Genomic DNA, 18,572 nt, shown 5'->3' with positions numbered 1-18,572 from the left:
TACGTACCCTTTTGCGAACAGAAGACGCCGGGCCGACTTGCCCTCGACCCATGCGGCCATTAGAGCAAGCGGAGTTTTTCGGAGTTAGCCATGCCCAGCGATACATCACAGCCGTCTTTTGTTCTGGTGCGCCCTCAGATGGGTGAGAACATCGGTGCTGCCGCGCGGGCGATGTGGAACTTTGGGCTGGATCGGATGCGGATCGTGGCACCGCGCGACGGCTGGCCCAACCCCAAGGCGGTGGCGATGTCCAGCGGGGCCGGGCGGCTTTTGGATGAGGCGCAGTTATTTGACGATCTGGCGGGCGCGCTGGAGGACACCACCTTTGTCTTCGCCACCACAGCGCGGCAACGTGGGTTGACCAAGCCTGTCTATAGCCCGGAGCGCGCAATGCAGCTTGCATCGCAGAAAGTGGCGGCGGGCGAAAAGGTCGCTGTTCTGTTTGGCCCGGAACGGGCAGGGCTTGAGAATGAGGATATCGCCAAGGCCAATGCGATTATCTCGGTGCCAGTGAATCCGGAATATGCGTCGTTGAACCTCGGGCAGTGCGTTCTGCTGACCGCCTACGAATGGATGCGCCAGACCGGGGATGTCGTGCATGAGGCAACTGATCTGGGCAAGGGCGATTGGGCGACCGGGATCGAGGTTGAAAAGTTGGTCGAGCATTATGAGGACCGTCTGGAACAGGCCGGGTTCTTCTATCCGCCGGAAAAAGCTGAAGGAATGAAGGTGAACCTGCGCAATCTGTGGTCGCGGATGCGGATGACACGGGCCGATGTACAGATGCTTCACGGGATCATGCGGCAGATGGTCCGCTGGAAAGACAAAAGCTGAGGCTGGACCTATCTTCCGCCAAACCATAGCTTGCGACGAAAACAGGACATGAGGACAGCATGAGCGGTAAGCGCAGCATCTTCGAAGAGGTCTCGGACAGCGAAAAACAACAGGCCGTCCAACCCGGTATGATCGACCGGGGGCGTGGCGGTGCGCGGGCCGCGATCCGGGTTTGGCTGATGATCCTGTTCGCGCTGGTCGTGATCATGATTGCCGTGGGCGGGCTCACGCGGCTGACCGACAGTGGACTATCGATCACCGAATGGCGACCTATTACGGGTGCGATCCCACCGATGAGCGCTGCCGACTGGCAAGCCGAATTCGACAAATACAAGCAGATTGACCAATGGCGCATTCAGAACCAATGGATGGAGCTGGATGATTTCAAAACCATCTATTGGTGGGAATGGGGCCATCGCCAGTTGGGCCGCGTGATAGGATTGGTTTGGGCCGTTGGATTTATCGGTTTCCTTGTGACCCGCAAGATTCCGACAGGATGGGCTGGTAAGCTGCTGATCCCCGGCCTGCTTGGCGGTGTTCAGGGTGCTGTAGGCTGGTGGATGGTCGCCTCGGGCGTCACACAGGGTGAAGGAATGACCGCCGTTGCCAGCTATCGTCTGGCAACGCATCTTGGCTTGGCCTTCGTGATCCTCGGCTTTCTTGCCTGGTACATCTTTGAACTTGGCCGTGACGAACGCGACCTGATGCAGGCCCGCCGCGCGAAAGAGGCTAAGCTTTTCTCGATATCGACCGGACTGCTGCACTTCACCTTCCTGCAAATCCTCATCGGTGCGCTGGTGGCCGGGATCGACGCGGGGAGGTCCTACACTGACTGGCCTCTGATTGGCGGTCAGTTGCTGCCGCCCGATGCGGCCATGCTGGAACCGATGTGGCGTAACTTCTTTGAAAGTCCCGGTCTGGTGCAGTTTATCCACCGTTGCGTCGGCTATCTGCTCTTTATTTTCGCCATCATAGTCTGGCGGCGCGGTGGCAGCAGCGCGCACCCACAGACCCGCTTTGCCTTCAACGCCATGTTCGCGGCTTTGTCACTGCAAGTGGTCGTGGGCATCATCACAGTCGTCTATGCGGCACCTTGGCAGATTGCCATTTTCCACCAGTTCATGGCCGTGATCGTCTGGACACTGATCCTGCGCGCCCGCTTCCTGACAGCTTACCCTATCGCAACATCTGTGCGCGGAGCATGATCCCATGACAGCATACAATGACCTGATGGCCTTTCAGCGCGAAACCTCGGCCCTGGGCCAGATTGCCGGTAGGCTCGGCTGGGACCAGGAAACGGTGATGCCGCGCGGTGCCGCGCCGCAACGGGCCGAGGAAATGGCAGCGATCGAGGCTGTATTGCATGCTCGCCGCTCTGACCCTCGCGTTGCCGAATGGTTGGAGCAGGCCGCACCGCAAGATGAGGTCGGCAAGGCACAACTGCGTGAGATACGCCGCGACTATGACCGCGCGGTGAAGGTGCCCGCCGATCTGGCGACGGCGATTGCACGCGTGACATCCGCCGCGCAGGGCACATGGGCCCAGGCGCGAGCGGACGAAGATGTCTCAGCCTTCCTGCCGGTGCTGGAAGAAGTTGTCTCGCTGAAACGGCAAGAAGGTGAAGCGCTGGCACAGGGTGGCGACGTTTATGATGCGATGGTTGAGGATTACGAGCCCTACACAACCGGCGCTCAGATCGCCGCGATCTTTGACGAAATGCGCCCACGTCTGGTGGCTCTTCGCGCCGCCGTTCTGGATCGCCCGGAACCTGTCGCGCTGACCGGCAACTTTGACGAACTGAGCCAGATGCGCCTGACGCAGAAACTGGCAACGACATTCGGCTATGACCTGAACAATGGCCGCATCGACAAAGCGGTGCATCCGTTCAGCTCGGGCAGTGGGCTGGACGTTCGGATCACCACCCGCACCAGCGAGACCGATCCGTTCAACTGCTTTTACTCGACCATTCACGAGGTTGGACACGCCGCCTATGAGCAGGGCATCGACCGCGATTACCTGCTGACCCCGCTGGGACGTGGTGTGTCGATGGGTGTGCATGAAAGCCAAAGCCGGATTTACGAAAACCAGTTGGGCCGCTCGCGCGCCTTTACCGGATGGCTGTTTGACCAGATGAAAGAGGCGTTCGGTGATTTTGGAATCGCCGATGCAGATGCGTTCTATGCCACCGTCAACCGCGTCCACAACGGCTATATCCGGACCGAGGCGGATGAGGTGCAGTACAATCTGCACATCATGCTGCGGTTTGATTTGGAACGCGCACTGATGGCCGGTGACTTGCAGGTCGGCGACCTTGAAGCCGCCTGGAACAACCGATTCAAAGCAGATTTTGGTTATGCGGTCGACAAGCCCTCGAATGGATGCTTGCAGGACGTACACTGGTCGGTTGGCCTGTTTGGCTATTTCCCGACCTATTCGCTGGGTAATGTCTATGCGGGATGCCTGTATCAAACACTGCGCGCGGCAATTCCCGGACTTGAGGGGCAGTTGGCAGCTGGCGATACATCCGAGGCCACAGGCTGGCTTCGAGAGCATGTGCAGCAACATGGCGGCCTGTACGCGCCCCGCGAAATCATCCAGCGCGCCAGTGGGGTGGAACCAGGGCCGGAGCCGCTGTTGGCTTATCTGGAGCAGAAGTTCGGGGCGTTGTACGGGCTTTGAGGCGTGTTCGTGGCGCTCCGGCGTTACACTGGCCCTGACGGTACCATTTCGATACGCAAGGCAACAGCGGCGAAGAAAAGGCCGCTTCCTGCCAATACAAATACGTGCCAGATGGTGTTGTGGTAGGGCAGCCAGTCCAGAAGGTAGAATACCACGCCTGCGGTATAGATGAGGCCTCCGGCGATCATCAAAGTAAGGGTAAGGGGTGAAAGTTCGGCCAACATGGATTGTCCGGCCCAAACCGCGGCCCATCCCATCAGAAGATACAGCGCCAGCCCGAACCAGCGGAAGCGGTTCGGGTCGATCATCTTCAGAACAGAGCCCAGCGTCGCAGAAGACCACAGCCCCAGCAAAAGTCCCGGAGGTTGTGAAGCCGAGAGCAGCAGGAACGGCGTATAAGTTCCTGCGATCTTCACGTAGATACCCGAGTGATCAAGGCGGCGCAGAAACTCTGCCCACTCATCATGCTCGATCATGTTGTAGAGCGCCGAGAACGTCAGCATCAAAACCAGAGTTATTCCATAGATCGAGGCGCCCAAAACCGCCGCCGGGTCTGACCGATAGAAGACTGTCATGATGATTAGCATAGGCGCTGCGATCACCGCCGAAGAAACACCCAGCACATGAACAACACCGTCACTTATTCGTTCAGCACGGCTGTAGGCAGGTCGGATATGGGCGAATGACCACATATCGAAATGCTAGGCGCGCCGGGTCTGCTGGGGCAAGCCCAGCCCAGTGCCGTTGGCAGGAACGTGACCCTGAGTAACAAAACGCCCGCAATACGGGCGTTTTGTTACACTTCTGTAGTGCTTTGTTATTCCTCGGCTTCTTCGTCACCCTGGTCGGCGATCCAGGCCACACTAACGACTTCTTCGCCTTTGCCGGTGTTGAATACCCGCACACCACCCGCGCTGCGGGAGCGGAACGAGATGCCCTCGACCGGCACCCGGATCGATTGGCCTTTCGAGGTAGCCAGCATGATCTGATCGTCGATTTCTACGGGGAAGGAGGCAACCAGCTCGCCGCCGCGCATGGCTTTGTCCATCGCCGCCACACCCATGCCACCGCGACCGCGGACAGGGTAGTCGTGACTGGAGCTCAGCTTGCCCGCGCCGCCCGACGTGATGGTCAAGATCAGGTTCTCGGCTGCCGACATCTCGGCATAGCGTTCCTGCGTGATACTGCCAGGCGCGGCTTCGTCCTCGTCCGTTTCGCCGTCATCCGCAATGCCCGCGACTGCGCGGCGCATCTTGAGGTAGGCGGCGCGTTCGTCCGGGTCGGCCTCGAAATGGCGAATTACGGACATCGAGACGACACGGTCGCCATTGCTCAGCCTGATGCCGCGCACACCGGTAGATTCGCGTGAGTTGAAGACACGTACATCAGTGGTCCGGAAGCGGATCGCACGGCCCGAATTGGTGACCAGCATCACGTCTTCATCTTCTGAACAGATGCGAGCGTTTACCAGTTCCACATCCTCGGGCAGTTTCATCGCGATCTTGCCATTGCGGCGGACGTTTGTGAAATCTGACAGACGATTGCGGCGGACGTCACCTGCACTGGTGGCGAAGACGATTTGCAGGTTCTCCCACTCTTCATCCGGCACATCCACGGGCATGATCGCCGCGATCGAGACACCGGTCGGGATCGGAAGAATGTTGACGATCGCCTTACCCTTACCGGTCCGGCTGGATTGCGGCAGACGCCAGGTCTTGAGCTTGTAGACCATGCCTTCGGTGGTGAAGAACAGCAGTTGCGTATGCGTGTTCGCCACGAAGAGATTGGTGACAACATCCTCTTCCTTGGTCTGCATACCCGACAGGCCTTTGCCGCCACGCTTTTGCGCCCGGAAATCGGCCAGAGGGGTGCGTTTGATGTAGCCGCCTGAGGTGACGGTCACGACCATATCTTCGCGTTCGATCAGGTCTTCGTCTTCCATATCACCGGACCAGTCAACGATCTCGGTGCGGCGGTCGACGGCGAACTGCTCGCGCACGCTGCGTAGCTCATCGGCGATGATGCCCATGATGCGCTCACGCGAAGACAGAATATCCAAGTATTCCTTGATCTTGTCGGCCAGTTCTTCCAGTTCGTCCGTGACTTCCTTGACACCCAGTTGGGTCAGACGCTGCAGCCGCAGTTCGAGAATGGCGCGGGCCTGTACCTCGGTCAGGTTATAGGTGCCGTCGTCATTCATCTTGGACAGCGGATCGTCGATCAGGCGTAGATAGCCTTCGATCTCGGATGCAGGCCAGCGGCGGGTCATCAGTTTCTCGCGCGCTTCAGCAGCGTCTGCCGACGAGCGGATCGTGGCAACCACTTCGTCAACATTCGAAACGGCCACGGCCAGACCACACAGGATGTGACTGCGCTCACGCGCCTTGCGCAAGTCATAGGCTGTGCGGCGGGCAACAACATCTTCGCGGAAGTCGATGAACGAGGTCAGGAAGCGGCGCAGGGTCAGCTGTTCGGGTCGACCACCGTTCAACGCCAGCATGTTGCAACCAAATGAGGTCTGCATCGGCGAGAAGCGGTAGAGCTGGTTCAGCACCACTTCGGGCGTTGCATCGCGTTTCAGTTCGACCACGACACGCACACCATTGCGGTCGGATTCGTCCTGTACGTGGCTGACGCCTTCGATGCGTTTTTCACGCACGGCTTCGGCGATCTTTTCGATCATCGAGGCTTTGTTCACCTGATAGGGGATCTCGTCCACAACGATGGCGTACCGATCCTTGCGCAGCTCTTCTACGCGGGTCTTGGCGCGGATGATAACGCTGCCACGGCCTTCAAGGTACGCTTTGCGCGCACCTGAGCGGCCCAGCATCACACCGCCGGTCGGGAAGTCGGGGCCGGGCACATATTCGATCAGTTGTTCTGATGTCAGATCCGGGTCGTCGATCAGCGCCAGCGTGGCATCGACCACTTCGCCTAAGTTATGCGGTGGGATGTTGGTTGCCATACCCACGGCGATACCACCGGCACCATTGACCAGCATGTTCGGGAAACGGGCGGGTAGGACGGTCGGCTCTTTGTCTTTGCCGTCATAGTTGTCCTGAAAATCGACAGTCTCTTTTTCGATATCGGCCAGCAGGGACGCGGCGGGTTTGTCCATCCGTACTTCGGTGTAACGCATCGCCGCCGGGTTATCGCCGTCCATTGAGCCAAAGTTGCCCTGACCATCAAGCAGCGGCAGCGACATCGAGAAATCCTGCGCCATCCGCACCAGCGCGTCATAGATCGCACTATCACCATGCGGGTGGTACTTACCCATCACGTCACCAACCGGACGGGCCGACTTGCGATAGGACTTGTCATGAGTGTTCCCGGTCTCATGCATCGCGTAGAGAATACGCCGATGCACCGGTTTCAGCCCATCGCGCAGATCGGGGATCGCACGGCTGACAATGACCGACATCGCATAGTCCAGATAGGACGTGCGCATTTCGGATTCGATGGATACCGTCGGGCCGTCATAAACGGGGCGCTCGGGCGGGGTTTCGTCCATGTTTTCAGGGATTTCTGGCGTATCGCTCACGTAGGCTGCCCGTGTCTTGTTCTTGATCTATATCTTGTGGATACACTTTATCAGACCCGGCATATAAGGTGCAAGCAAGCAACCGTTCCCCGGCCAAATTAGGTCGGTAACACCTGAGTAACATATTGTTATCTAAGTATTAGGGCAGTTCCGTGTTACTCTGACTAGACCTTGTAACAAATTTGGAGGTCTGCATGGCGCAAAGTGAAACTGAACTCATGCTTAAGGGGTACGGGCTGACCACGGCGGAATTTTTCTACCACATGCCCGACTATATTCACGTACTGAACACGTTTATTTGGCAGGATTACGACCTTGCTCCGGACCATCCGAAGCTGTTCGAATTCGTAGAATTCTGGCAGAAAGAGATTGAAGGTCCGCTGCACTCGGTCAGGTTCACGCACCGTAAAATGATCGCGCCGGGGGAATGGCGCAACATGGTGGGTGAGTTTCGGGTAAATTAGCCCTCAGGCCGAACAGCTCGCGCCGCCCAATACACAGAATTTGGCGCAATGCGGGTGGTTCAGATGCACGTCGGCCTCGGCCTCTTTAAGGGTTTCGCCCAATTCAAACTCCGGCGAATAAGGCAGCAGCGTACAGGCCAGCACCACCGGACGCTCGGCGCCTTTGCGTTTGACGACCATACGCGAGCTGGCGCACATCACCGCATCAGGGGCTTTGTCCAGGATGCCCCAGCAAGCGGTTGTGATTTCAGGAACTTCAACTGTTTCGTCCATTTCGGGAAACAAAACTGTTTGGCCCGGATTTTGCGCATCGATGTCAAAGCCGTGCTTGGCAAAGAATGCTGCATACCCCGCGCGGCTTTCAGCGTCGCTATCCCCCCAGACTGAGCGCCCGGCAATTGCCATCCTAAAGCCGTTGTCCCGCAACCACTCCATCCCCGTCAGAGTTTTGGCAAAACTGCCTTTGCCGCGTTCTTCGTCATGCAGATCGGGGCGGTAGTGGTCGACGGAGACACGCAGCGTCAGTTTTTCTGCGTAATCGCGCTGTAATTCCAGCAAACCCTCGCGCATTTTGCGGCGCATCATCGGCCGCATTGCATTGGTCAGGATCAAAACTTCGTACCCGCGCTCTAGCGCAACGCGCGTCATCTCGATCATCTCGGGGTTCATGAAGGGCTCACCACCTGTAAAGCCTATCTCGCGGATCGGCCATTGGCGCTGTTCGATCTGATCCAGATAGTCGCGGACTTCGTCGGCGGTGATGTAAACCAGAGCATCGTTGGTTGGGCTGCTGGCGATATAACAGTTTACGCACTCGATGTTGCACAGCGTTCCGGTGTTGAACCAAAGGGTTTCGGGATGAGTCAGCGCGACGGACGCGCGCGTTTGCCCGTCTGCTGTCACTAAACTGTTCTGAAACTTCCCGATATTCGCAGCCTGTTGGGCGTTGTCTTTCATTCCGGCATCCGGTTCTGTGCTTGTGCCAAACCGACTTAACCGTTTGTGCCGGTTTAGTTAAGAGTATCTACCCCTCGCTGACAGAGTTTTGATGTGGGAAGAAAGTTGCTGATTGGTTGCGCTAACATTGGACATGCCCCAAGCGGCAAGGTAAGGAAAAGCCATGGTTTCTCGTGTCATACCTGTTGACCCATTTGATCTGGTCATATTCGGCGGAACCGGCGATCTGGCACAGCGCAAGATCGTTCCGGCCCTGTTTCGGCGTTACTGCGCCGGGCAGTGGCCCGAGGCCACCCGGATCATCGGCGCAGCGCGGGGCGCTCTGACCGTTGATGGCTTTCGCGAGATGGTGGCCGAATCGTTGCGGCAGCACGCACCGAAGCGGGCAAATGATCAGGAGGCAGTGAACGGTTTTCTGCAGCGTGTGGAGTATGTCCCGCTTGACGCATTGTCCGAAGATGGTTGGGCCCAGTTGGCCGAAATGCTGAATGCGGATCGTATCAGGGCCTTCTATTTCTCGGTAGGCCCCCGATTGTTTGGCCCGCTGGCCGAACAGATCAGGGCGCACAATCTGGCCACCCCGCAAACCCGTATCGTCGTCGAAAAGCCTTTTGGGCACGATCTGGAAAGTGCTCGCGCGTTGAATGCGACACTGGCGGCGCATTTTGACGAAGGGCAAATCTATCGGATCGATCATTATCTGGGTAAGGAAACCGTTCAGAATCTTATGGCCGTTCGGTTCGGCAACATGCTGTTCGAACCGCTTTGGAACAGCCAGTATGTCGATCACATTCAGATCACTGTGGCCGAGACCGTCGGCATTGACGGTCGTGAAGAGTATTACGAGCGCGCTGGCGCCATGCGCGACATGATGCAGAACCATCTGATGCAGCTTTTGTGTCTGATCGCGATGGAACCACCCGCAAAATTTGATCCGGACGCGGTGCGCGATGAGAAACTCAAGGTCATACGCGCGTTGGATTCGGTTGAGCCGCACCATATCGTGCGAGGTCAGTTTGCAGGCGGTGCCGATGGCCGAGGGTATCGTCAAGTTGTCGGCAATCAAAGGTCGACGACGGAAAGCTACATCGCATTGCGCGCACATATCAGCAATTGGCGTTGGGCGGGCACACCGTTCTATCTGCGCACGGGCAAAGAGCTGGTGGCGCGGTCCTCGGTCATCAATGTGATGTTCAAGGATGCTCCGCATTCGATTTTTGGCGAAGAGGCCGGGCGTCATGCGAATGCCCTGTCGATCCGGTTGCAGCCCAATGAAGGCATCACTTTGAAAGTGACAATTAAAGAGCCGGGGCAGGGAGGCATGCGTCTGGTTGACGTTCCGCTGGACATGAGCTTTGCCGAAGCGCTTGGGCCTGAAAACCAGGACCCACCCGACGCTTATGAGCGGCTGGTGATGGATGTCATTCGCGGCAACCAAACCCTGTTCATGCGCGGCGATGAGGTAGAAGCCGCATGGGCCTGGACCGATCCGATTATCGCGGGCTGGGAGGCGCGTGGTGATGTTCCCAAACCCTATGAAAACGGCAGCACCGGCCCGGGCGACGCTGAGTTGCTGATGAAACGAGACCACCGCCGCTGGCAAGGAATAAATCCATGAATATCAAAGAATATGCCGATCGCGACATGCTGGCGATTGATGTCGCGAATGCATTGGCCGGAGACCTTGAGGCCGCATTGCTACATCATGATACTGTCTCGTTGGCCGTTCCGGGCGGAACCACACCGGGGCCGATCTTTGATGGATTGTGCGCTGCGGATCTGGAATGGGATCGTGTGCACATACTGCCGACCGATGAAAGATGCGTGCCGGGTGATCACGAGCGTTCGAACGAGAGGTTGATCCGGGAACGGTTGCTGACCAGTCGCGCATCCATTGCACAATACATGCCGCTCTATGTTGCGGAACATGAGCCTGAGGCGGTTTTGCCCGAGATCGAAAGCCTGATTAACCCGCATCTGCCGCTATCGGTTCTGGTGCTAGGTATGGGTGAGGACATGCATACCGCCTCGCTCTTTCCGGGGATGCAGGGCTTGTCTGCTGCTCTGAACAACAACGCCCCGACACTGGCGGTAGCGCGGACCGACGTGCAGCCCGAAGCGCGTATCACGCTGACGGGTCCGGTTCTGGACGGCGCTTTGTCCAAGCATCTCGTCATATTCGGAGAAACTAAACGGAATGCCCTGGATCGTGCCATGTCACTGCCACCCGAGGAAGCTCCGATCGCGGCCGTGCTCAGCGGCATGACCGTACATTGGGCGGAGTAATCACGATGCAGCTGGATCAATTGAACTCACTCGCAGCCACACAGACGGGCCGTCGGATACTCGATCTGTTTGACGCCGATCCAAACCGGGCGCAGGGTTTCTCGGCTTCGACCGGAGATCTGCTGTTTGACTATTCGAAGACACAAATCGACGAAGATATCCGCGCGGCACTGATCCAGCTTTGCGATCAAGTCGAATTGGCAGAGCGTCGGGCCGCGATGTTCTCCGGTGAAAAGATCAACGAAACCGAAGGCCGGGCTGTATTGCATACCGCGCTACGCAATCTCGACGGAGGCCCGGTCGAGGTCGATGGTCAGGACGTAATGCCGGACGTACTGGGCACTTTGCAGCGAATGCGCGTCTTTGCCGAAGAAGTGCGTGGCGGGGCGATCAAAGGGGCAGGGGGCAGCTTTACGGATGTGGTCAACATTGGCATCGGCGGCTCGGACCTTGGGCCGGTGATGGCGACGCATGCCTTGGCACCTTATCACGACGGGCCAAGGCTGCATTATGTCTCAAACGTGGATGGCGCGCATATTGCGGATACGCTGCGCCCGCTTGATCCGACACGGACTCTGGTGATTGTCGCTTCGAAGACCTTTACGACCATCGAGACGATGACCAATGCACGCACGGCGCGGGCTTGGATGGTCGATGGTGGTGGTGATCCGGCGCGGCAATTCGCAGCGGTCTCCAGCGCTGTTGACAAGACTCAGGCCTTCGGGATTCCCGAGTCGCGGGTGTTTGGCTTCGCGGATTGGGTCGGCGGGCGGTACTCGGTCTGGGGGCCGGTCGGACTGCCGGTAATGATCGCCGTTGGCTCGAACGCGTTTGACGCGTTTCTACGGGGCGGTCAGGCGATGGATCTGCACTTTCAATCCGCCGAATGGGCAGAAAATCTGCCAGTTATGCTGGCGCTTGTGGGGGTCTGGCATCGTCAGGTGCTTGGGCATGCCAGCCGCGCAGTTCTGCCATATGATCAGCGTCTGCTGCGCCTGCCTGCCTATTTCCAACAGCTTGAGATGGAATCGAACGGTAAATCTGTCGCGATGGATGGCAGCGCGCTGACCATGCCTTCAGGTCCGGTTGTCTGGGGCGAACCCGGCACAAATGGGCAGCATGCATTTTATCAGTTGATCCATCAGGGCACCGACGTGATCCCCTGCGAATTCATGGTGGCGGCAAACGGGCATGAGCCGGAACTGGCCCATCATCATCGCCTTCTATTGGCCAATTGCTTGGCCCAGTCCGAAGCGCTAATGCGGGGGCGGTCGCTGGATGTTGCACGCGCACGCATGGCCGAAAAGGGCCTGACAGGCGACGAGTTGGAGCGTCAGGCACGCCATCGTGTGTTTTCGGGCGACCGCCCGTCAACCACGCTGATCTATCCGCAGCTTACCCCGTTTGTGCTGGGTCAAATCATTGCGCTTTATGAACACCGTGTGTTTGTCGAAGGCGTGCTGCTTGGAATCAACTCGTTCGATCAGTGGGGTGTTGAGCTGGGCAAGGAACTGGCAACGTCTCTGGGACCGATCGTGGACGGTGAGGTCAGCGCCGATGGCAAAGATGGCTCGACCTCGGCGCTGGTTGGATACGCATTGCGACATCGCGGTTGACGCGGCACCCTGCCGCACTCTCTTATTGTCAGACAATTGAATTCTTGGCAGGGTTGTTGCCAAGACATAACGGCGCGGCCAAGCGCTGACGATGGGAGGAATGTCCATGCTGGGACAGATGATGACGCAGCCTTTGCTGATTTCGTCGATGATTGAACATGCTGAACGTTATCACGGGCAGACCGAGATCATCTCGGTCGAGACCGACGGAACCGTGACCGAGACAAATTGGTCCGGGATCGCGCAGAACGCCCGACGGATGGCTTCGGCTTTGGAAAAGCTGGGGCTGCAACCGCAGGATCGCGTGGGCACGCTGGCCTGGAATAACCGCCGCCACCTTGAGATCTACTATGCAGTGTCCGGCGCGGGCTTTGTCTGCCACACGATAAACCCGCGTCTGTTTCCCGAACAACTAACCTATATAATCAACCACGCGCAGGACCGGGTCCTGTTTTTCGATGCGACCTTCCTACCTTTGGTCGCCGCGCTGCAAGAGCATCTGACTGAGGTGCAGTACTATGTGCTGATGGGTGCGCGGGACGAGGCTGCGCTGTCTCAGGTGCCGGGGTTGGTTTTTTATGACGAGATGATTGAAACCGGTGATACAGACTACGCGTGGCCCAGCTTTGATGAAAACACTGCCTCCAGCCTCTGTTATACTTCGGGTACCACTGGGAACCCCAAAGGCGTTCTCTATTCCCACCGCTCTACAGTTCTGCATAGCTTCGCGTCGAACACGCGCGACGTAATCGGCTATTCCGCCATGGATGTGGTGATGCCGGTGGTGCCAATGTTCCACGTCAACGCTTGGGGCTCGCCCTATGCCAGCGCTATGTCTGGTTCGCGAATGGTGATGCCAGGGCCGGGATTGCATGGCGAGGCATTGGTCAATCTGATCGACACATATGGCGTCACGCTGGCGATGGGCGTACCGACCATTTGGCAAGGTCTGCTGGCCCATGCCGCGACATGCGGGACCAACTTGAAAAGCCTCAATCGTACTGTAATCGGTGGTGCGGCATGCCCGCCCTCAATGATTGAAACGTTCCGCGAAACTTATGGCGTCGATACCGTCCACGCCTGGGGCATGAGCGAAATGAGCCCGCTGGGCACGACGAACTATCCGATGGCCAAACATCTGGACATGCCCATGGAGGCACAGCACAAGCTGCGCGAAAACCAAGGCCGCCCGCCCTTTGGGGTTGAACTAAAAATCGTCGATGATGATGGCAGAGATCTTCCCCATGACGGTGAAACGCAGGGCGATCTGATGGTGCGCGGCCATTGGGTGCTGGACAGCTACTTCCACATGCAGGATGAGGCCTTGTTGCAGGATGGCTGGTTCGCGACTGGCGACGTTGCCACACTGGACCCGGATGGGTACATGACCATCCGCGACCGATCGAAGGACATCATCAAATCGGGGGGTGAATGGATCAGCTCTGTCGAGTTGGAGAATATCGCGGTCGCACACCCTCAACTAGCGACGGCTGCCGTTGTGGGCGTGCCGCATCCGAAATGGGACGAACGCCCGCTTTTAGTAGCAGTGAAGGCCGAGGGCGAAGAACCGACCGAGCAGGATTTGTTGGCATTCTTCGACGGCAAAATCGCCAAATGGCAGGTGCCCGACAAGGTCGTGTTCGTCGACGCCTTGCCCCTTAACGCGACCGGAAAGGTCCTGAAACGCACGTTGCGCTCGGATTTCAGTGATGCGCTGATGGTATAAGTGCCAGTCTGGGAAGAATGGCTCCGGCGGTAGGGATCGAACCTACGACCAATTGATTAACAGTCAACTGCTCTACCGCTGAGCTACGCCGGAACGGTCCGCGCCGTATAGCAACCTCAAATTGCGGCGTCCAGTGGGGTAGTGGAGTTTTTTCTGCGAAAAAACTTCGCCGTGGCTCACGCAGCTAATTATGAAGAATTTGGTGTGATTTGGCTCCGGCGGTAGGGATCGAACCTACGACCAATTGATTAACAGTCAACTGCTCTACCGCTGAGCTACGCCGGAACTGAGGGGCGTATAACAACCCGTATTTTCGGCGTCCAGAGGGGAAGCGCACGGGCCGTCAATTTTTTCCGATTCACGCGATGCGCTTGAAACGAGACGCAACTGACAGATCCCCCAAGGGCGCTACACGGGATCTGCCGGTCAGATCAACCAGATGGGCGAAGACATTACGCTCGGCCGCGGGAAGCAGCGCGGCGGGGGTTTCGATATAGATTCGCTGGGCAAGCTGTTGGGCCGTTTCTGGGCCATTTTCCAGGGCGTCGAGTATCTGTGATTCCCGCTGCAATCGGTGGTCTATCAGCCAATCCAGGCGCTCGGCAGGATTCGTGATAGGGGCACCATGGCCCGGATGAAAAACCGACCACTCGCGCGCACGCAGGCGGCGACAGGCCGCCATGAAATCCGTCAGGTCTCCGTCCGGGGGCGAGACCAGAGAGCTGGCCCAGCCCATGACGTGATCAGCCGTAAAGCAGACATCCCCCCAGGCCAACGCGATATGGTTGCCCAGATGGCCGGGTGTGTGGATCACTTCGAGTTGCCAGCCTTCTGCCGCGACGCGTTCACCGTCTTCAAGCTCGATATCAGGGCGGAAATCGGCATCGATTCCCTCACCACCTCCGGCAAGCCCGTTCTGGGCCAGCTCGGTCATGACTTCGCTGCGTCCAGCTTGCGGACCACCAAAAGCCAGAATCGGAGCGCCGGCGCGGGATGCGAGCGGGGCGGCCAAAGGCGAGTGATCCAGATGGGTGTGCGTAACAAATATGTGGCTGATCCGCTGCCCGGGTTCCAGCGCGTCAACAATGGCTTGCAAATGGGCATCACTCAATGGCCCAGGGTCGATGACAGCAATGTCCTCATCGCCCAGAAGGTAGGTATTCGTACCACGATAAGTCATTGGCGAGGGATTGGGAGCAAGAATGCGCCTTAGCCCCGGGGTGAGCACGGCAACCTGTCCAGGGAGAGGGTTGAAATCGTCGGGGGCTTGCATTCTGACCTCTTCCTCTTGCCCGAGCAGCCCGCTAGGTTTAGCGCATGTCGACCCAATGGCTCAAACCCTATATGCCGCGTAGCCTATATGCGCGTGCCGCACTCATTCTGGTACTGCCGGTCATTGTCGTGCTTTTGGTGGTGGCGATTGCCTTTTTGCAAAAACATCTTGAAGAAGTGACCGCCCAGATGACCCGCACGGCGGCGCGCGAGGTGACACTGGTGCTGGACGTGATGGAGGGTGCGGAAACCCAGCAGCAGGCATTGGCAGCTGCGCGGCAGGACTTGTCGGTCTTGAACATGACCGCCCGCTTTCTGCCGCCGAATGAAGAGCCGAAAAACAGTCCGCGTCGATGGTACGATTTCATTGCCCCGCAGGTGGATGCGGAAATGCGCAGCTTGTTGCCTGAAACCCAGTATGTGGCTCTGCCAAATGGACAGGAAGTGAGTCTTTTTCTGGCAACCAATCTGGGCATGCTTGAGCTAGAGTTTGATCGCCGACGCCTGTCGCCGACTGCACCGCATCAGCTGATTGTGACGATGGTGTTCTTTGCGGCTCTGATGACAACGATCTCGTTTCTCTACATGCGCAATCAGTTGCGCCCGATCACGCGCCTTGCGGACGCGGCGCAGGCCTTTGGTCGCGGGCGGGTCGTGCCTTATTCACCCGGTGGTGCAATCGAGGTACGCGCTGCGGGCAATGCCTTCGTTGACATGCGCGCCCGAATCGAGCGGCAGATTGAGCAGCGCACGCTCATGTTGTCGGGGGTCAGCCACGATCTGCGCACACCTCTGACGCGTCTGAAACTTGGATTAGCTATGTTGCCCGAGGACGAGGCCGCACCGTTGTTGCAAGACGTGGACGAGATGCAATCGCTGCTGGATGCATTCTTGGACTTCTCGCGTGGCGCTGCAGAGAGCGCACCCGAAGAGATTGAACCCGAAAATTGGCTGAGCCAAATCGTTGACGATGCACAGCGCGCGGGCCAGCACGTTGAACTAATCTCGGTCGAGGGGCGTGGAACGACAATGCTGCGCCCATCGGCCATGCGCAGGGCAGTAGAGAATCTGATTGGAAACGCGAATCGCTATGGTTCACGCGCCGAGGTCAGCCTTTCGATGACGCCAAAGTCACTACGCATTCGGGTAGAAGATGACGGCCCCGGTATCCCGATCGAACAACGCACCGAGGCCGTCAAACCCTTCACGCGACTTGATCCGGCGCGAAACCAGAATCAGGGCACCGGCGTGGGTTTGGGCCTTGCCATTGTTGCCGATATCGCCCGCGTACATGGTGGTATTCTGCGACTGGGCAGCAGCGAAAGGCTGGGCGGATTAAGCGCGGATATCGTGATTGGACGGTGATTTGGTAGGCCCGGAGGGACTCGAACCCCCAACCAAAGCGTTATGAGCGCTCTGCTCTAACCAATTGAGCTACAGGCCCACCGTCCCGCCTTGGGTATCACGATCACTGGCCGCGTCAAGCCTGACCGTTGCAACATGGCCCACAATCGAATAACCCGCGCGCAAAGCACTCATGAGGGATTGGCCATGACAGCGGGCAAGAACGGAATCACCTATGCCGACGCAGGTGTAGATATCGATGCAGGCAACGCTCTGGTCGATCGGATCAAGCCTGCGGCCAAGCGCACCAACCGTTCGGGCGTGATGAGCGGGCTAGGCGGTTTTGGCGCTCTGTTCGACCTGAAAGCGGCTGGCTATCAAGACCCGGTTCTGGTGGGCGCAACCGATGGTGTGGGCACCAAGCTGCGGATCGCAATCGATACCGGCGTTGTCGATGGCGTGGGAATCGATCTGGTGGCGATGTGCGTCAATGATCTGATCTGCCAAGGTGCTGAGCCGCTGTTTTTCCTGGATTATTTTGCCACCGGTAAGCTGGACACCGATACTGCCGCGCGGATTATCGAAGGAATTGCCGAGGGGTGTGTCCAATCTGGCTGCGCCCTGATTGGTGGTGAAACCGCCGAGATGCCGGGTATGTACCCTGACGGCGATTTCGATCTGGCCGGTTTCTCGGTTGGTGCCATGGAACGCGGGGCCGCATTGCCCGAGGGCGTTGAACAGGGTGATGTCCTGCTGGGGCTGGCTTCGAACGGGGTGCATTCCAACGGCTATTCGCTGGTGCGCAAACTGGTTGAAATGTCCGGGCTGGGCTGGGAGGAAGAGTCGCCTTTCGGTGGCGGAACATTGGGTGAGGCTCTGCTGACCCCCACGCGGCTGTATGTGAAACCAGCGCTGCAGGCGATCCGGGCTGGCGGTGTTCGCGCGCTTGCCCATATTACCGGCGGCGGCCTCACCGAAAATCTGCCGCGCGTATTGCCCGAAGGGCTCGGGGCCGAGATTGATTTGAATGCTTGGGACTTGCCGCCTGTGTTCAAATGGATGGCCGAGACCGGTGGCATCGCCGAGTCTGAGATGTTGAAGACCTTCAACTGCGGCATCGGCATGATTGTTGTCTGCGCTGCAGATCAGGCAGATGATCTTACAACACTGCTTGCAGAGGCAGGCGAATCCGTTGCGCGCATCGGAACAGTCACCGCAGCGCCGGGTGTGGCCTACTCAGGCAAACTGCTGTGAGCCACAAGCGCGTCGCGATCCTGATCTCCGGGGGCGGATCGAACATGCTGTCGCTGGTCGACAGCATGAATTGCGATCATCCCGGTCGGCCATGTCTGGTATTGTCGAACGATGCAAATGCCGGAGGGCTGAAGAAAGCTGCACAGCGCGGAATTCCGACCGCAGCCGTCGACCACAAGCCCTTTGGCAAAGATCGCGCTGCGTTTGAGGCAGAACTGCTTAAACCGCTTATGGCAGCCCAGCCGGATGTTGTCTGTCTGGCCGGTTTCATGCGTGTATTGACGGGTGAATTTGTATCGCGTTTCCAGGGCCGGATGCTGAACATCCACCCATCGCTTTTGCCTAAGTACAAGGGTTTGAACACCCATGCCCGCGCCATTGAAGCAGGCGACGCCGAACATGGCTGCACCGTTCACGAAGTTACTGCAGCGTTGGATGACGGGCCGATTCTGGGTCAGGCGCGCGTGGGTGTACGGGTAGGGGACACGCCTGAGGAGCTCGCCGCCCGCGTGTTGACCTGGGAGCACAAACTCTACCCTGCCGTGCTTCGCCGTTATTGTATGGGCAACAAAGACCCAGTTCTTCTGCCCTAACGCGGA

At 58.2% G+C, this 18,572-nt stretch carries 15 protein-coding genes and 3 tRNA genes; 11 read left to right on the top strand and 7 right to left on the bottom strand.

The genetic code is table 11. The features are described 5' to 3' along the window. Window positions 1–90: 90 nt before the first annotated feature. From ACRZ9U_RS02135 to ACRZ9U_RS02125, 3 genes are read left to right on the top strand one after another with little or no spacing between them, the layout of a single operon-like run. Window positions 91–834, top strand: coding sequence for an RNA methyltransferase (locus tag ACRZ9U_RS02135; RefSeq protein WP_170396917.1), 744 nt, complete (start codon window positions 91–93; stop codon window positions 832–834). Window positions 835–893: 59 nt separating this feature from the next. Further along, window positions 894–2,039 (top strand): heme A synthase, encoded by a 1,146-nt coding sequence (gene ctaA / locus ACRZ9U_RS02130; RefSeq protein ID WP_170406038.1) that lies wholly within the window; start codon window positions 894–896, stop codon window positions 2,037–2,039. 4 nt (window positions 2,040–2,043) lie between these two features. After that, entirely contained in the window at window positions 2,044–3,513 is a 1,470-nt protein-coding gene (locus ACRZ9U_RS02125; RefSeq protein ID WP_170406035.1) for a carboxypeptidase M32, read from the top strand. Window positions 3,514–3,536: 23 nt separating this feature from the next. Here the strand turns inward: ACRZ9U_RS02125 and trhA are convergent, their stop codons facing one another. Together trhA and gyrA are read right to left on the bottom strand one after the other, a co-directional pair. Beyond that, a complete protein-coding gene (gene trhA, locus ACRZ9U_RS02120; RefSeq protein WP_170406032.1) occupies window positions 3,537–4,205 on the bottom strand; it encodes a PAQR family membrane homeostasis protein TrhA in 669 nt (222 codons plus the stop codon). Between the two features lie 125 nt (window positions 4,206–4,330). Further along, window positions 4,331–7,054: a DNA gyrase subunit A gene (gyrA, locus tag ACRZ9U_RS02115; RefSeq protein WP_170396932.1), complete on the bottom strand. Its 2,724-nt coding sequence runs from the start codon at window positions 7,052–7,054 to the stop codon at window positions 4,331–4,333. Between the two features lie 194 nt (window positions 7,055–7,248). Between gyrA and ACRZ9U_RS02110 the strand changes: the two genes are divergently transcribed. Further along, on the top strand, window positions 7,249–7,518 hold the full coding sequence (locus ACRZ9U_RS02110; RefSeq protein ID WP_039535770.1) for an usg protein: 270 nt from the start codon (window positions 7,249–7,251) through the stop codon (window positions 7,516–7,518). Between the two features lie 3 nt (window positions 7,519–7,521). On the opposite strand, the gene ACRZ9U_RS02105 is transcribed toward ACRZ9U_RS02110, so the two are convergent. Next, window positions 7,522–8,475, bottom strand: coding sequence for a radical SAM protein (locus tag ACRZ9U_RS02105; RefSeq protein ID WP_170406026.1), 954 nt, complete (start codon window positions 8,473–8,475; stop codon window positions 7,522–7,524). A gap of 163 nt (window positions 8,476–8,638) precedes the next feature. Between ACRZ9U_RS02105 and zwf the strand changes: the two genes are divergently transcribed. The 4 genes from zwf (at window position 8,639) to ACRZ9U_RS02085 (ending at window position 14,103) form a co-directional block, all read left to right on the top strand. Next, window positions 8,639–10,093, top strand: a complete 1,455-nt coding sequence (gene zwf, locus ACRZ9U_RS02100; RefSeq protein ID WP_170626911.1) for a glucose-6-phosphate dehydrogenase — start codon at window positions 8,639–8,641, stop codon at window positions 10,091–10,093. After that, window positions 10,090–10,761: a 6-phosphogluconolactonase gene (gene pgl, locus ACRZ9U_RS02095; protein WP_170396937.1), complete on the top strand. Its 672-nt coding sequence runs from the start codon at window positions 10,090–10,092 to the stop codon at window positions 10,759–10,761. Before zwf ends, pgl begins: the two co-directional genes overlap by 4 nt. 5 nt (window positions 10,762–10,766) lie before the next feature. Continuing rightward, window positions 10,767–12,377 carry a glucose-6-phosphate isomerase gene (gene pgi / locus ACRZ9U_RS02090; protein WP_170406019.1) on the top strand — a complete coding sequence of 537 codons (1,611 nt, stop codon included), beginning with the start codon at window positions 10,767–10,769 and terminating at the stop codon, window positions 12,375–12,377. Between the two features lie 106 nt (window positions 12,378–12,483). Next, window positions 12,484–14,103, top strand: coding sequence for a long-chain-fatty-acid--CoA ligase (locus ACRZ9U_RS02085; protein ID WP_170406016.1), 1,620 nt, complete (start codon window positions 12,484–12,486; stop codon window positions 14,101–14,103). Window positions 14,104–14,121: 18 nt separating this feature from the next. On the opposite strand, the gene ACRZ9U_RS02080 is transcribed toward ACRZ9U_RS02085, so the two are convergent. The 3 genes from ACRZ9U_RS02080 to ACRZ9U_RS02070 all read right to left on the bottom strand — a co-directional run bounded on the left by ACRZ9U_RS02080 (window position 14,122) and on the right by ACRZ9U_RS02070 (window position 15,376). Then, window positions 14,122–14,196: transfer RNA gene (locus tag ACRZ9U_RS02080), tRNA-Asn, on the bottom strand. Between the two features lie 117 nt (window positions 14,197–14,313). Beyond that, window positions 14,314–14,388: transfer RNA gene (locus ACRZ9U_RS02075), tRNA-Asn, on the bottom strand. Window positions 14,389–14,461: 73 nt separating this feature from the next. After that, window positions 14,462–15,376, bottom strand: coding sequence for an MBL fold metallo-hydrolase (locus ACRZ9U_RS02070; RefSeq protein ID WP_170406013.1), 915 nt, complete (start codon window positions 15,374–15,376; stop codon window positions 14,462–14,464). 44 nt (window positions 15,377–15,420) lie between these two features. On the opposite strand from ACRZ9U_RS02070, the gene ACRZ9U_RS02065 reads away from it, so the two are divergent. Further along, a complete protein-coding gene (locus ACRZ9U_RS02065; protein ID WP_170406010.1) occupies window positions 15,421–16,740 on the top strand; it encodes an ATP-binding protein in 1,320 nt (439 codons plus the stop codon). 2 nt (window positions 16,741–16,742) lie between these two features. On the opposite strand, the gene ACRZ9U_RS02060 is transcribed toward ACRZ9U_RS02065, so the two are convergent. Then, window positions 16,743–16,819: transfer RNA gene (locus ACRZ9U_RS02060), tRNA-Ile, on the bottom strand. Between the two features lie 107 nt (window positions 16,820–16,926). Between ACRZ9U_RS02060 and purM the strand changes: the two genes are divergently transcribed. Continuing rightward, window positions 16,927–17,973, top strand: a complete 1,047-nt coding sequence (gene purM / locus ACRZ9U_RS02055; protein WP_170406007.1) for a phosphoribosylformylglycinamidine cyclo-ligase — start codon at window positions 16,927–16,929, stop codon at window positions 17,971–17,973. Continuing rightward, window positions 17,970–18,566 (top strand): phosphoribosylglycinamide formyltransferase, encoded by a 597-nt coding sequence (gene purN, locus ACRZ9U_RS02050; RefSeq protein WP_170406004.1) that lies wholly within the window; start codon window positions 17,970–17,972, stop codon window positions 18,564–18,566. The genes purM and purN overlap by 4 nt, the downstream gene beginning before the upstream one ends. The last annotated feature ends 6 nt before the right edge of the window (window positions 18,567–18,572 follow it).

Source organism: Ruegeria sp. D7, from assembly GCF_056534355.1.
Note: the sequence above shows the minus strand (reverse complement) of the source record. Positions and strands in the feature narration are given on the sequence as shown.

What these genes read in the sequence shown, in the direction of transcription:
- ACRZ9U_RS02135 (WP_170396917.1), top strand. Translation starts at nt 91, where the DNA reads ATGCCCAGCGATACATCACAGCCGTCTTTTGTTCTGGTGCGCCCTCAG.
- ctaA (WP_170406038.1), top strand. Translation starts at nt 894, where the DNA reads ATGAGCGGTAAGCGCAGCATCTTCGAAGAGGTCTCGGACAGCGAAAAA.
- ACRZ9U_RS02125 (WP_170406035.1), top strand. Translation starts at nt 2,044, where the DNA reads ATGACAGCATACAATGACCTGATGGCCTTTCAGCGCGAAACCTCGGCC.
- trhA (WP_170406032.1), bottom strand. Translation starts at nt 4,205, where the DNA reads ATGTGGTCATTCGCCCATATCCGACCTGCCTACAGCCGTGCTGAACGA.
- ACRZ9U_RS02110 (WP_039535770.1), top strand. Translation starts at nt 7,249, where the DNA reads ATGGCGCAAAGTGAAACTGAACTCATGCTTAAGGGGTACGGGCTGACC.
- ACRZ9U_RS02105 (WP_170406026.1), bottom strand. Translation starts at nt 8,475, where the DNA reads ATGAAAGACAACGCCCAACAGGCTGCGAATATCGGGAAGTTTCAGAAC.
- zwf (WP_170626911.1), top strand. Translation starts at nt 8,639, where the DNA reads ATGGTTTCTCGTGTCATACCTGTTGACCCATTTGATCTGGTCATATTC.
- pgl (WP_170396937.1), top strand. Translation starts at nt 10,090, where the DNA reads ATGAATATCAAAGAATATGCCGATCGCGACATGCTGGCGATTGATGTC.
- pgi (WP_170406019.1), top strand. Translation starts at nt 10,767, where the DNA reads ATGCAGCTGGATCAATTGAACTCACTCGCAGCCACACAGACGGGCCGT.
- ACRZ9U_RS02085 (WP_170406016.1), top strand. Translation starts at nt 12,484, where the DNA reads ATGCTGGGACAGATGATGACGCAGCCTTTGCTGATTTCGTCGATGATT.
- ACRZ9U_RS02070 (WP_170406013.1), bottom strand. Translation starts at nt 15,376, where the DNA reads ATGCAAGCCCCCGACGATTTCAACCCTCTCCCTGGACAGGTTGCCGTG.
- ACRZ9U_RS02065 (WP_170406010.1), top strand. Translation starts at nt 15,421, where the DNA reads ATGTCGACCCAATGGCTCAAACCCTATATGCCGCGTAGCCTATATGCG.
- purM (WP_170406007.1), top strand. Translation starts at nt 16,927, where the DNA reads ATGACAGCGGGCAAGAACGGAATCACCTATGCCGACGCAGGTGTAGAT.